Source organism: Paenibacillus sp. FW507-14B1B (assembly GCF_058781425.1).
On sequence record NZ_JBYSWS010000002.1, the window covers coordinates 557,776 to 570,751 of the forward strand.

The window sequence follows — 12,976 nt, forward strand, 5'->3', positions numbered from 1 at the left end:
GTTCATAGAATTAGGTCATCAAATCGTTCTCATTCCATTCTTGAAACCTTTCATTCAATTCCTTAGCTGTTCTAATAATAAAGTCGTTCACTCTATCTTCTTTAAAATAACTCGGTTGGATCTTTGGTTCATTAGTGACATCTTGTAACCATTCCAATTTCAAGTCTCTATATTGAGCAACTTCAATTTCTGTAACTAATGGCTGTATGGAATAAGCTCTTGCGGTCTGCAGCTCAAACAGGACCCTATCTGCCCAATCTCTGGATCTCAGTATTTCAAACTCCAATTGACTAACCTCTTGATTGTATGTTCGCCTGATATTCTTCATTTCACCTTGATAATTCATTTCAAAGTCAGCATATATCGTCTGTATCCATCTAAGATCCGTATAAATATGCGCAAAGTAGCCTAGCACAAACGCTTCCCATTCTGGTTCTCTATACATCCTTAAATACTCCACACACTTAGTCTTTAGCACTTCCACGCTTGGCAGCGTATTGTTGAATACGAAATGAGTCATACCTTTATCTTCTCTTGTCACATGCTCTCTTACATGGATCGCATCCGGAGCAATACTGCCCAATAGAAAGCTAGGAGATCGTTGAACCATCTGTGTATGTACAGCTACTGCAAAATGGACCATGGGCCAAGGCATGCTACTCATCTCCTTATCTAGTATCTCTTCAGCTTTCAATCAAGCTTCCACACGGGCAATTACCCGGGCAATAGAAGAATCCGCTTGGATGCATAGTGGTAATGCTATAATTTCAAAAGATTTCTTGTTCAGCAGCTGTTCCACATTGGCCAAGTTTTCAGCAATAAGAATATTGTTGTGAAACAGAAATTTATGTATTTCAAATGGATATTGATCAGGGGATGGTGTATCCAAACCAATCATTTTAACCTGCTTACGAGCTAACAATTCAGCAAACTCCAAAGTTAATACAGGATAATCGGTAAAATATATAGGTTTACCAAAGTGCTTACTGTGCCCTGTGTACAGAATTACAATTTGCTTTGGCTTTATTAATTGCTCATATTCTCTTTTGTAAATAACCTCGGACTGTTCGGATACATCCAGAAGACATCCATCACCAATAAAAGTCTCAAGCGGAATTTCATTCAGATACACACTCGAATCTGTAAGATGCATAGGACCATCAATATGTGTTCCTGCATGCATGTTAATGCTTAGCTGATGATTGTTATAATGATCCTTATGATAGACCTTGGAATGCTGCAATGTAGTCTCTTCGTCTCCCGGAAATACAGGCAGTCCATCTTGAATGGTATGAGTAAGATCGATGATCATCACGTGCTTATCAACCTCCTTAATTAACTTATCGTTCGTATACCACACGATGAACAAACTCCGTTTTGCCTTCTGTATAAGCTTTACGATCGTTTCTGTATTTCTCAGCCAGTTCTCTCTTTAACGCTCCATACTGAACTACCAAGTCTGGGCAATGCCGGAGAGCGTCCCTGAAAGTTAGATGATTCATTAAAGCCTGACTATCTTTGCTGCAAACATACAGATGATGATTGAATTTCTCGTTAGTGTCTATACGGTAGGGCACATTATCGTCTCTTCTCCTAAACGCCTCTCTGTTCTCAATGCCTCTATTCCCTTCGTGAAAGTAACCTAATCCATCCAATCTAAGGATGACATCTGGGAGTAGTGTCATGGATTCAACCACAATATCAATGTCGATGATTGGCTTGGCTGCAAGAACTGGGACGGACGTGCTTCCAACATGCTCTATCGACAGTATTAAACCCTCTAGTGGGAATTGCAAAATAGACTTTATCTCGTTAAACCGCTTCGGCCAATCCTCATTGTAATCTTCAATTATCACAGGATGTATGATGATCCCTCCCTGCTGTTCTTCTTGAGCACGAATCATACCGATTTTAATTCCATCTACCAATGATCCTCACTTCATGTCCTAGGGTCTCTAGGATCGTAGTGGCTTTCTCAATCGTTTGCTCGTTACTCTTGGAATTCGCTTCGAGAAAAAATCGATAAGTTCCCAATTTCCTCGCTGTAGGACGAGATTCAATCCATGACAAGTTGATTTCAAGCGCAGAAAACACATTGAGTATAGAGGATAGAACACCAGCTTGTTCTTGGACTGGCGTGATGACAAACATCGTCTTATGAGTCTCTTTATCCCTATGTCTGTCGTTACTGATAACAATAAATCGAGTTTCATTATCCGGATTATCTTGAATATTCCGATCCAAGATGTCTAGATCCAATAGATTAGCTATGGATTGTGAGCCAATCGCTGCGACGTCCATCCGTCCACTTTGTTTTAATAACGTAGCAGACGATGCTGAACTATCATGTTGTAGGCTTTTTATCTTATGTTGTCTTATGTATTTACGACATTGCGTTAGTATTGGTGAGATCGACCATACTTCATTGATATCTGATGTACTTGCATTTCTATTACCAAGCAGATGAAGAGAAACCGGTAGTTTAAGCTCTCCTTCGATAGATAACGAATCATACGACAATAAAGAATCAATCGTCATATTTATCGTTCCCTCAATAGTGTTCTCGAGTGGAACAATCGCTTTATCTACATGGGACTCTCCTATAGCCTCAACCACATCTGGAATCGTATCGTACATTGTTAATTCCAGTTCAACTGGATTAAAGTATTGCGTCGCTGCTTCTTCTGAGAAAGTTCCCTTGGGTCCGAGACAAGCCACTTTCATTATATATTCTCCTTTTTATTTACTTGAGTTAGTTGTGAATCTCACGCATCGAAGGTGTTTAATCGAATGAGAGCACATATCCTGTCTTAAGCCCCCTCTTGAATCCTAGAGTTTCATAAAAACGATGCACTTCTTCTTTCTTCGACCCGGTCAGTAGCATGATCTTGTAACAATTTTGCTGTTGTGCTAGTTCTATTGCACTTTGGATTAACAAATGTCCATATCCTTGCTTTCTATGTTCTCTGTGCGTAATTACGTTCTCGATCAGCCCGTAAGGTCTTGCATTCCGAGTCAAATTCTTAAGGATATTAAGTACACATGATGCTACCAATTTACCTTCATTCTCAACTACGATTACTTTCATATATTGATCTGCCAAAATATCATTCCAAAGCTGATCCAGCTGCGGATTAAATTCCAATTCCGGATCTTCCTCATGCAAATACTTATACAGTTCAAGCAGTTTAGGTAATTCATCATTACGAATAAGCCTTGTTATCGCACCAGACATCGATCAAGCCCTCCTATACATTTTTTTCGTTGTTACAAGATGCACAATCTCTATGTGTCCTTATTCCCAACCGCAATCCAACGACCATCCACATCTTCAAAGACAAACTCTTTATTATTGTAGTCTGTTGTCGATAGGGGACGTACAATTTTCACACCTAAATGAACGAGTTCCTGCTCTAAATCATTCTGCTGTACTGCAACAAAATAAGCGTCATAACCATACCCATGAATCTCACGATTGGGTACGTATTTATCTTGCTTGGATTGAGTCAACACAATTTCAATTGAATCTCGATATAGACATATATGTGGCTCAGTACTGTTCAGGTAATAGACAGCTCTAAATCCCAGACTTCCATAATAATCAGCAGTCTTGTGAATATCAGGAGATGGGAATATTTGCAGACAATGAGAGAATCCTTGATTCAAGTGTGTAACCTCCTCTAACGTCTTATAATCAACAGACCCAGCCTTCATAAATGCAGGCCGGGTCGTATGTGTTAGAATATTCTATTGTTCAAATTACATGAAGTATCCAATAACGTAAATAATCCATAAGTGCGCTGGATAAAAAATATAAAACATATATTTCGTGAATGTGTTATTTAAACCCCGCTCTCCGTTGTACAGCCAAAAGAAAGGTAATGCAAATACCATCATCCACTGATTATTATAACCGAATAGCCCCATTTCCGTAAAAACTTCTCCGCTAGCGAGTAACGAAGGGACTTCTATTAATGAAAATAATAGATAGGTGATCGTGAGCCAAACTTTTTTCTCTCTAAAGAAGTAGAAGATGAGCACCATACCTATTCCAATAATAGAAGCTTCTGTGAAAAGCCCTAATGCAGCAATAACAACGGCAGCTGGTATGCCTATTACATATTTTTTGGTGCGTTTTATATAATCCATTACACATAATAATAGAATACCAACACCAAGAGACAGGAAGATATTATTAGATAACGCTAGATCCCTAGGGAATACATATTGAATGAGTGCTGAACCAGCAAACATAATCGCCGCCCACATAAATACACGAGATGCATATTTAGTACGACTACGCGTGTAGAAAAAACCTTCTACTATAAAATAAAAGAAAATAGGTGCAACAATCCGTCCGGGATGATGCATCCACATCGGCATACCAGGAATGTATGTGTACACGTGGTCCACAACCATTAGGATCATTGCAAAAACCTTTAATTGAAAAGCAGTTAGCCTCATCAAAAATTCAAGTCCTCCTTATGAATACGATAATCTTTGAACACTATACTAAAAAGCGTCATATCGTACCATAAGCGTTACTTACACCAAACTTACATTTTTGTCAGGTTTCTATAATCGGTAGACATACTTAGCATCCTAGCTGCTCAACCAATAGCGATTTCACTTCTGTTAAATCTCTCCCCGTCTTAAATTCTTCCTTCGGCTCAGACCAACTAAATCCATCTCCATTGTATCTTGGAATGACATGCATATGATAATGCGTCAGGTCATTGAACATCCCGCCATTTTGACAAAATGTAATCCCATCCGGTCGAAGTACTTTTTTCAATAGCTTAGACAATATGGAAGAGGCATTCATAATCGCAGCCATTGTCTCCTCATCGATCTCGTCAACATCCACATAATGCTTTTTCGGTAGGATTAATACATGTCCATCATTAAATGGTGCTATATCTAGCACACACACGACATGGCTGTTTTCATACACCATATTCACGGGTACTAATTGATTCACAATCCTACAACCTAGACACTCCATCCACGATCATCCCTTCTTACGATTCACGCTTCACGTAATGTGTTGAATAAGTTCCATCTTGATACATAAGAGCATTCAACTGCATCCCATATGCACAGCCACCATCGATTCCGATCTTGCCCTCGCCAAACCAAATATCTGAAATCTGATGAAGTTCTATAGCCCTTGTATGCCCGAATACAATGACTTTCTCCATATTTAGCTTGGCACGATGAAACTCCCCTTTAATATACATAAAATCATGATCGGACTGTTCTTTCCAGTTCACATAACTTGGATTAATCCCAGCATGAACATAAATATGTGCTTCATCCTCGTAGTACAAAGGTAGATTTTTTAGAAATTCAATATTTCTTCCATACTCGCTACGAATGTGTTCCACAGCATGTTCAAATGCATCCGGATGGAACACCTCATTAGTGTAGCTTTCAAGCGTTTCTCTACCGCCATGTTCAAGGAATTTCTTCTGAATTTCTCCGTTATTTAGCTGAATTAGATCGACAAGTCTTTGGTCATGATTGCCACGGAGAGCTATAGCTTGATGATTCTCTACTAAGTCTATCACTCGATCCACAACTTCTTTACTATGCGGACCTCGGTCCACATAATCACCAAGCAAAATAAGTTGATCTTTAGAAGAATCATACCCTACCTCTTGAAGTAATGTATCGAACTGCTTCATACAACCGTGGATGTCACTTATCATAAGTGTTCTTTTCATGACCACAACTCCTCGTCGCCTCGAATATACTTTCAAGTTTTTACGAACATGAGATTTATTACATGATAATACATTGTTTATCGTCATTCTCCAATATTCATAAAATTAAACCGTAACATTTTCCTATTCTAACCGTTGTCTATGATGAGAAGAATGCGTTACACAGATTGAGAGAATTGATCGCTCAGAGATACACTGCACTCGGAAGGGGGATTCATAGAATGAAAGATGATTTAAAAGAGAGGGCCCCAGACATAAGATGGAGAACAGGCGTAAGAGTGCTTACAAACGTTTCAGGTGCCACTGTGTTATTGTTCTTGGTTTATTCACTCTACATTGCCGCAATCAATATGTACTTAGATAATACAGGGATGAAGGGGGAATTTATACGATCGGTTATTTCTGTAGCGGAACTTCTTGAGGATGGTATGAGAGTAGATAAAGGACCATTCCCGACTGTCGAAGTTACACCATTCATCACTCAGAAAATCACCTTAAAGCTATATCGAGATGTTGGCAAATGGCAAGTCGTTACTGGTGAGATTCGAGCGGAACGGACCGTAACAGGTCAATTTTCGTATTCCATCGTAGATCTCCCTGAATACACAGCGGCAGGCATCGTTTAGCTTGCCTTACACGATCATGTTTAATAAACCGATGGAAGACACTCCACGCCCAGAACACAGTTTAAAGCAATTAGGTAAGATTGCGGATGGAAACGTAGCCCGATTGTCTTTCTCTGTGAGTACATTAAAGTCGCCAGAGCAGCTTATGGAAAACCTCGCAAGTTATGATGTATTTGTAACTGAATTTCCCGTATATGCAGGGGAACTCAAAGAATTTAACACCAGTTTTTCTAAAAGCGAGGCAGATTATTATGTTCCTCATTTATCTTTAAGGCCACTCACTCATTTCGACGAGAATAATCAACTTTCTTCTTCGGCCATGTACTTCACACCTGAGGACAAAGGCGCAATGTCTGAGCATGTATCGTATATGATGTCTGATTTGGAATGGATGACCACCCATATCAAATATAACGGTGTTGATATAGATAAGAAGCGACTCGCTTATTTGAAGAAACATGGAGTTCAAGTATACGGCGCGACTGTTACAGGACCTGTACGAGAGCTTGAAAAGCTGCAAGAACAACCGGAATTCCGTGATTTTCGCTTGGGCCTTATTGAGGTATGGAACTGGGAGTGAAGGTGAATTCACTCCCTTAAAGTTCCCTATGATCGTCATCTGTTTCATAATCACTCTTTAGGATCGAATACATTTTTTGATTCATAAATGTCCCTTTAATCTTTAATTGCTCACGTAATATTCCTTCAAGTTTCATTCCGAGCTTCTCCATCATCCGTGCCGATCCGGTATTATTATAATTACATCTTCCCTCGATTCGGTTCAATCCTAAACACTCAAATCCATAACGAATGATTTCTTCCGTCGCCTCTGTAATGATTCCCTTGTTCCAGTACTCACTTCCTATAGCAAAACCGATCTCTGCATGGCTATGTCTTAGATCCCAGCTAATGAAGCCTGTTCTACCGATCAATTTTTGATCCGGCTTATAAATAATTCCCCAGCGGAATGCCTTCCTCGCTTTGTGATTATCCACCACGCTCTGCAAGTAATTTTCGGTATCAACAATCGTCTCATGGCGATCCCATAGGGTATGTAAAGATACAACAGGATCTGAAGCAAATTCAAAATATACATCTGCGTCGCTTAAGTCTAGTTGTCTTAATATTAACCGCTCTGTCTCAAATACAGGTGTTTCTGAAAATAGCAGTTCTATGTTCATTATGATCATCCTTAGCTATATAGTTCGATTCAATCTACTTCTACTTCAGAACAACGTTTTATTTAACTAGTTTCCTTCCAAGTTCATGACCAAGTAAGACGATCGGTACCACCAACAACCCAACAGGAATACTGAGTAGGACCTCGTTCCAGGATACTAACTCCTCACTCAGCACTCGATAAAACATATAAAGTGTATAAGGGAGAACGCAAATCACTGCACTGATTACACCTGGCGTATACATTTTTAAGTACAGAGATTGACCTAGATGTGTGAATACATGAAGTAAGAATAGTGAATTAAAGGATAAGAAGACAAAATACTTCTCGTGCTCTGCTGCTATATACGTAAAGGGAATAAATACAATAAATTCAAACAAAACAGCAAATGCGAATTGACCACTTGTTATATGAAACATCTTATTAAGCGGCTTCTTGAATCGTTTAGGTACTGCATGTATGACATAAGATTTATTTTTCTTAATCCATGCCTCAACCCATATAATTTCTTCTAAATCATGTAGAACAAAGACCACGATAAATAGCCAGACCAGGGTTTGTGTGCTCATCTAATCTTTTAAGCCCCCTTGAATCCCCAACTGCTCTCTCAATTCATTGGCATATTCCAATGGGATTTCGTATCCCTGACCGGAATTTGATGTGTTCACTAATAAGCCATTCATGGTTCTATCTGTCCCTAAAGACAAATGATATTTCAACTTTGTATCGTTCGTGTATGTAACCATCATTTCATATTCTGCAATATAGTTCAGCTCACCTGGCATTTTAACAGCATGATTTATGGCATTTTCAAACAATGTAATGGATTGTGTGTCATCAAAAAATTGATCCTTGCAACTTTCACTTTTAGCAGGCTGAAGACACTCTAGACTTATGGAAATAATCGAATTTCCCGACTCCTCCTTAGTTTGAGTACATCCCACAAAAAACACCGAGATTAGCAGGAAAACGATCAAATAACTTGTTCTATTGGGCATCATCTGCCGAGCTCCTTCATTCATCTTTAATTCTATTCGTTATCTCTTCAAGTCTTTGTCTGGTTTTCGGATGCAGAATTAGTCCACTCGATGCCATCATTTTGTTCGTTAAGTGATTCGGATCCTTGATTAGACGTCCCCATTTTCTAGAGAAAGACCTCCAATCACACACCATTTCAATGATATACTTTTCAGGCATAGGCAGAACTTCATTGGAGTTTGGATTAACCACCCAATATTCCCAATGATGCTTATTCTTATGTTGATGATTCAACCACGCATATTTCCACTGTAATTCACTCTCTTCACTTTTACGGGTAGAGTAAAACTTTCTAGCATAAGGGACGAACTCTTTAGGTGAGAACTTCGAGAAGTCATGGACAATTCCTTGGAGGTACAAACCTTCCTTCCAGCATTCAATACACACATTCAGTTTGTGGTCCACAACATATAAGAAATATCGCCAGTATGCTCGAATCGTTAATTCCTCCTAGACGGTTCTTCTTATTTTCATACAGTAGAAGCTCATACCTGAATAACGCTTATACTCTTCTACCTGTTCTATTTCCATATTAATTTTAGGTAATAGTGCAAGTAGCTCTTCTTTCTTGTGATACTTATCAAAATCCATGTACATAAAATAACCACCTGGTCTCATGATTTCACTAATCTTCTCAAAAGTTTGGGTATATGCTCCGATCTCATGAAGTGCCGACCCGATCATTGTGACTAGATCATATTCCACCTGCGGAAGCTCACATGTTAAAAAGTCATTACACATTGCCGTTGAAGGATTCGTATGACCCTCCCGCTCTTGTCTGAATCTGAATGTGTCACAAATCTGCTGATCGATATCGACACTCGTCAGCTGGCCGCCAGACCCATGCAAGCAAAAGCCAATAAAATCATCCCATTCCCCAACTCCAATACCGATATTACAAGCCTTCATTCCATCCCGTATTTCAAAATGTCTAGAAAAAAAGTCACGCGTCTCAAGCTCAAGATACAAGCTTCTGGGCGACAAATTCCATTGATAAGCTTCTGGTTCACGCATGTTCAGATAAAATTGGAGTAACTGTTGGTCGTTCAAGCCGATCATCTCCTACATACATAATTGAACTTCTTGCCCTCTTAATCGAAACGCCCCAGCCATTGTTAGACTCGAGCGTTAGTTATCTAAACATCTTTTTATCCGCTAAAAAAACCTCTGGATTCAATCCTTTAAGTTCATCAATTACAAAATAACCATCTTCTCTAATAAGCACATCATCAAACCACAATTGACCTCCACCGTACTCTGGCCTTTGTATATAAACAATGTCCCAATGTATTGAGGAGAGATTTGAATGAGTACATTGAATAGGTGCTGTTCCTACAGCTAAATGAATACTTCCCCATATTTTCTCATCGAATAAAATATCATTCATAGGCTGTGAAATATATGGATTCAATCCAATACCAAATTCCCCGATGTATCGCGCTCCTTCATCTGAATTTAGTATTTGGTTGAGCTTATCGCTATCGTTAGCTGAAGCCTCGACAATTTTACCATCCTTAAATGTAAGTTTTACTTGTTCAAAGGTCGTTCCCAGATAATTCACCGGAGCATTGAATGACATATAACCATTAAGTGAATGTTTTTGAGGGATACTGTATACTTCACCATCCGGTAGATTTTGATGACCTGCATCCATTGCAGCAGGCATGTCTTTAATGGAAAATGTTAAATCACAGCCGGGTCCCAATATTCTTACTTTGTCTGTCTTTTTTAGTAACTCAACCATTTTTGCCATTTGTGTGGAAAGTTTAGAATAATCTAAATTACAAACATTAAAGTAATAGTCCTCAAATTTATCTGTAGACATATTAGCTTTTTGAGCCGCAGAGGCGTTGGGATAACTCAATATACACCACTTCGTATCACTCCATCGATGTGCATGAACTTCATGATAATAATTCTTCCAATAGAGGTCCATCTTCTCTCTAGGCACTTCATTTAATTCATTAACATTAGCATCTGCTCTAATTAAAATGTAAGCATTCATATCATTCATCTTCACTTGATCATACTTTGCCATAGATTCGATTTGATCTAGCGGACAATGGTTCAGTTGAAGGGCAAGAATCTCCTTATCTATAAAAGTTACAAATGGAATACCTCCTGCGAGATATGTTTCTTCCACTATTGCTTTTACGAGAAGATTTTCATGTCCTTCCACTTCAATCAATAATTTCTCATCCTTCTTAATACTTAGTGAATATTGCACAACATTACGAGCAAGTGTCTGCATTCTAGGATCCTTCATTACAAGCCTCCATTCTAATTTTTGTATTGAGATTATGATTTTTAGTTGAATATATTATCAATACGTTGTTATATGTCGTTGATTTTAGAGAAAGTCCGTATCTTGATAGATATGAATTTCCCTTCCCGACTACTCATCTCATAACTGGAACTCTAATTGAAAATCCCGTGGATCATTTTCGTAAAGCTTCCGATTTATTTCGACCGACTCTTTACAACCAATCGCAAAATAAAATGCAACCGTCTCTTCTGCAGACCCAGCACAGATATATATTTTGTCTGCTTGCCATTCTCTTGCTACGCCTGCGATGATGAGAAACAGCTTTTTACCGATTCCTTTATTTCGATGCTCTAATGATATAAATAATTGCTCTAATAAGACGTAACGATAATCTTCACCAAACATCTCACGGTTTACTGTAGCGAAGCCTATTAACTTATTGTTATCATCAAATGCACCTACCGCATAACCTCCAGAAGTAATGGTTGCTCGCAAACTATTGAAATGATATTCGTAGCCATTCGCCCAATCCGAATCTTGATAATTAATTTCGACTAATTGGCGTACTCCATTCACTTCTCGCCATGCTCTTCCTATGTATTGTGATGGATTCATATCATTGAGACGTTCACAATCTTCAATCAATAGCTCTCTATATTCGACATTCATTATGTAACTCCCTGTTATTGTAAAACAATGCTTGTGTTTTGCACTTCATTCTTCATCATTAAGAGCTATTGTCAGAGCTTCAAGCTCGCCTTGATGATCTAAATGTCTTAGCGTATTTTCGACATCTTCCCAGTTTAGAGTTTTCATTATAATTAAATGTCTAATATGTATTCCAGGTGGGTCGATACTGTTACTCGTAAAATGTTCTACTAATTTATTTATCAGGTGTGGTTAAGATACACCAACGCCTAGATCCGTCGTTGAATGTCAATGTCACTTCTACGAAGCAATCTGTTTCAATATCATGATCAAAGCACCAACTCTGCATAATTAATATAGTTCCGTTATCCGTGGAAAAATAGTTCTGTGGTACCCAGACTCTTCTTCCATGATCTCCAACAATCCTATATTTCCCCGCATCCTTAGCGATTACTTCATATACATTGCCTCGGGTTAATGCCTGCTCATAAACACCTATACTGGTACATCTAATTGTGTGATCGCCCATAGTGAATTGATACAACTCCTCGTGTCATCCAGCTAGTATCAATCAATTCTGCTAGATATTGAATCTCAACTTTTAGAACAAGGGGAATCCGCTAGTCTCTGAACAGACGATATCGTCCCATTATGAAAACAACCAATAGCGGATAGCATCATTCTTGTATTAGATCCGTTATCATTTGTTCGATGTCATCATACAATGGGGTGACTTCTTCTGTCTCATGATCGAGATAATAAATTGTTTCTTCCATCTTTCCTTCAGGGCCTACCTTGAAGCACAAAAAATCCCCTGTTCCATCTTCAGCGATAAATATCATTCGATCCTCTAAACCACTATAATTAGATTCCTTATTGTTTCTAACAATGTCATCCCAAGTCTTAGCTACTCGTTTACTATCAATAATCGGGTATATGACCCACTCATCAATTTCTGCCTGATTTACTAACTGGATAAGCTCTCGAAACTTATCTGGAAATCTAGCTCCTAATTGTTCTTCAGTACATGCTATATCTATTTCTTCAGGACCAGGCTTTCTTGTAAATATCAACTTCCGCAATTCCTTCAATGGTGTGACCTCCATATAACTAACCTATTTGTACAAAACCGTTTTATAGACCTTTAATACATTTAACATTTCATTTGATTCTCTAGAATTACCTTCGGTGCGTAATCCAATGTGAAAAGAGGATTCCAAGAATTCCACTATAATTGGTTCTATATTTTCTATTAGCTCCAGTTTACATTGAAAAGGTAATTCTTCATGAATATTAGATATTAAATTAAACCTAAGTTGACTAGCCATACGGTCGAACCAAAGATAAAATATCATTCCATGATTCTCCGTAGCATTCTTTACCTGATCTCGTCGATTATCTAATACATCATTAATGAATTTAACATAATCAATGATATCTATTTGTCTTGCCATCTTCTGTTCTATTGATATCCTCAAGATCCTCAAAGTAT

The 12,976-nt window shown here is 38.4% G+C and carries 20 protein-coding genes; 2 read left to right on the top strand and 18 right to left on the bottom strand.

The genetic code is table 11. The annotated features are described in order from the left end of the window. Window positions 1–10: 10 nt before the first annotated feature. The 9 genes from AC3WJJ_RS10750 to AC3WJJ_RS10790 form a co-directional block, all read right to left on the bottom strand. Window positions 11–655: a hypothetical protein gene (locus AC3WJJ_RS10750; protein ID WP_492540419.1), complete on the bottom strand. Its 645-nt coding sequence runs from the start codon at window positions 653–655 to the stop codon at window positions 11–13. 39 nt (window positions 656–694) lie between these two features. Continuing rightward, complete coding sequence (locus AC3WJJ_RS10755) at window positions 695–1,312, bottom strand: cyclase family protein (protein ID WP_492542004.1); 618 nt, start codon at window positions 1,310–1,312, stop codon at window positions 695–697. Between the two features lie 28 nt (window positions 1,313–1,340). Beyond that, window positions 1,341–1,928 carry a GrpB family protein gene (locus AC3WJJ_RS10760; protein ID WP_492540421.1) on the bottom strand — a complete coding sequence of 196 codons (588 nt, stop codon included), beginning with the start codon at window positions 1,926–1,928 and terminating at the stop codon, window positions 1,341–1,343. Then, a complete protein-coding gene (gene pheA, locus AC3WJJ_RS10765) occupies window positions 1,912–2,724 on the bottom strand; it encodes a prephenate dehydratase (RefSeq protein WP_492540423.1) in 813 nt (270 codons plus the stop codon). The genes AC3WJJ_RS10760 and pheA overlap by 17 nt, the downstream gene beginning before the upstream one ends. Window positions 2,725–2,782: 58 nt before the next feature. Beyond that, the gene (locus AC3WJJ_RS10770; RefSeq protein WP_492540425.1) at window positions 2,783–3,235 is read right to left on the bottom strand and encodes a GNAT family N-acetyltransferase; all 453 of its coding nucleotides are present in this window, start codon (window positions 3,233–3,235) and stop codon (window positions 2,783–2,785) included. 50 nt (window positions 3,236–3,285) lie between these two features. Then, the gene (locus tag AC3WJJ_RS10775; RefSeq protein WP_492540427.1) at window positions 3,286–3,666 is read right to left on the bottom strand and encodes a VOC family protein; all 381 of its coding nucleotides are present in this window, start codon (window positions 3,664–3,666) and stop codon (window positions 3,286–3,288) included. Window positions 3,667–3,759: 93 nt separating this feature from the next. Continuing rightward, window positions 3,760–4,464 carry a TraX family protein gene (locus AC3WJJ_RS10780; protein ID WP_492542006.1) on the bottom strand — a complete coding sequence of 235 codons (705 nt, stop codon included), beginning with the start codon at window positions 4,462–4,464 and terminating at the stop codon, window positions 3,760–3,762. Window positions 4,465–4,594: 130 nt separating this feature from the next. Further along, on the bottom strand, window positions 4,595–5,005 hold the full coding sequence (locus AC3WJJ_RS10785) for an HIT family protein (RefSeq protein ID WP_492540429.1): 411 nt from the start codon (window positions 5,003–5,005) through the stop codon (window positions 4,595–4,597). A gap of 16 nt (window positions 5,006–5,021) precedes the next feature. Beyond that, complete coding sequence (locus AC3WJJ_RS10790) at window positions 5,022–5,726, bottom strand: metallophosphoesterase family protein (protein WP_492540430.1); 705 nt, start codon at window positions 5,724–5,726, stop codon at window positions 5,022–5,024. A gap of 221 nt (window positions 5,727–5,947) precedes the next feature. On the opposite strand from AC3WJJ_RS10790, the gene AC3WJJ_RS10795 reads away from it, so the two are divergent. Continuing rightward, a complete protein-coding gene (locus AC3WJJ_RS10795; RefSeq protein ID WP_492540432.1) occupies window positions 5,948–6,352 on the top strand; it encodes a hypothetical protein in 405 nt (134 codons plus the stop codon). A gap of 16 nt (window positions 6,353–6,368) precedes the next feature. After that, a complete protein-coding gene (locus AC3WJJ_RS10800; protein WP_492540434.1) occupies window positions 6,369–6,932 on the top strand; it encodes an anti sigma factor C-terminal domain-containing protein in 564 nt (187 codons plus the stop codon). Window positions 6,933–6,948: 16 nt separating this feature from the next. Here the strand turns inward: AC3WJJ_RS10800 and AC3WJJ_RS10805 are convergent, their stop codons facing one another. The 9 genes from AC3WJJ_RS10805 to AC3WJJ_RS10845 form a co-directional block, all read right to left on the bottom strand. Further along, complete coding sequence (locus tag AC3WJJ_RS10805) at window positions 6,949–7,533, bottom strand: GNAT family N-acetyltransferase (protein WP_492540436.1); 585 nt, start codon at window positions 7,531–7,533, stop codon at window positions 6,949–6,951. Window positions 7,534–7,591: 58 nt separating this feature from the next. After that, on the bottom strand, window positions 7,592–8,101 hold the full coding sequence (locus tag AC3WJJ_RS10810; RefSeq protein ID WP_492540438.1) for an HXXEE domain-containing protein: 510 nt from the start codon (window positions 8,099–8,101) through the stop codon (window positions 7,592–7,594). Next, window positions 8,102–8,554 carry a YhfM domain-containing protein gene (locus tag AC3WJJ_RS10815; RefSeq protein WP_492540440.1) on the bottom strand — a complete coding sequence of 151 codons (453 nt, stop codon included), beginning with the start codon at window positions 8,552–8,554 and terminating at the stop codon, window positions 8,102–8,104. Then, complete coding sequence (locus tag AC3WJJ_RS10820; RefSeq protein ID WP_492542008.1) at window positions 8,547–9,008, bottom strand: DUF5662 family protein; 462 nt, start codon at window positions 9,006–9,008, stop codon at window positions 8,547–8,549. Before AC3WJJ_RS10820 ends, AC3WJJ_RS10815 begins: the two co-directional genes overlap by 8 nt. A gap of 12 nt (window positions 9,009–9,020) precedes the next feature. After that, a complete protein-coding gene (locus AC3WJJ_RS10825) occupies window positions 9,021–9,620 on the bottom strand; it encodes a methyltransferase domain-containing protein (RefSeq protein WP_492540442.1) in 600 nt (199 codons plus the stop codon). An 82-nt stretch (window positions 9,621–9,702) separates the two neighbouring features. Continuing rightward, window positions 9,703–10,836: an aminopeptidase gene (locus AC3WJJ_RS10830; protein WP_492540444.1), complete on the bottom strand. Its 1,134-nt coding sequence runs from the start codon at window positions 10,834–10,836 to the stop codon at window positions 9,703–9,705. 138 nt (window positions 10,837–10,974) lie between these two features. Next, window positions 10,975–11,505: a GNAT family N-acetyltransferase gene (locus AC3WJJ_RS10835; RefSeq protein ID WP_492540446.1), complete on the bottom strand. Its 531-nt coding sequence runs from the start codon at window positions 11,503–11,505 to the stop codon at window positions 10,975–10,977. Window positions 11,506–11,719: 214 nt separating this feature from the next. Next, window positions 11,720–12,013 (bottom strand): hypothetical protein, encoded by a 294-nt coding sequence (locus AC3WJJ_RS10840; RefSeq protein ID WP_492540448.1) that lies wholly within the window; start codon window positions 12,011–12,013, stop codon window positions 11,720–11,722. Between the two features lie 148 nt (window positions 12,014–12,161). Continuing rightward, window positions 12,162–12,575 carry an SMI1/KNR4 family protein gene (locus AC3WJJ_RS10845; protein WP_492540450.1) on the bottom strand — a complete coding sequence of 138 codons (414 nt, stop codon included), beginning with the start codon at window positions 12,573–12,575 and terminating at the stop codon, window positions 12,162–12,164. Window positions 12,576–12,976 lie beyond the last annotated feature (401 nt).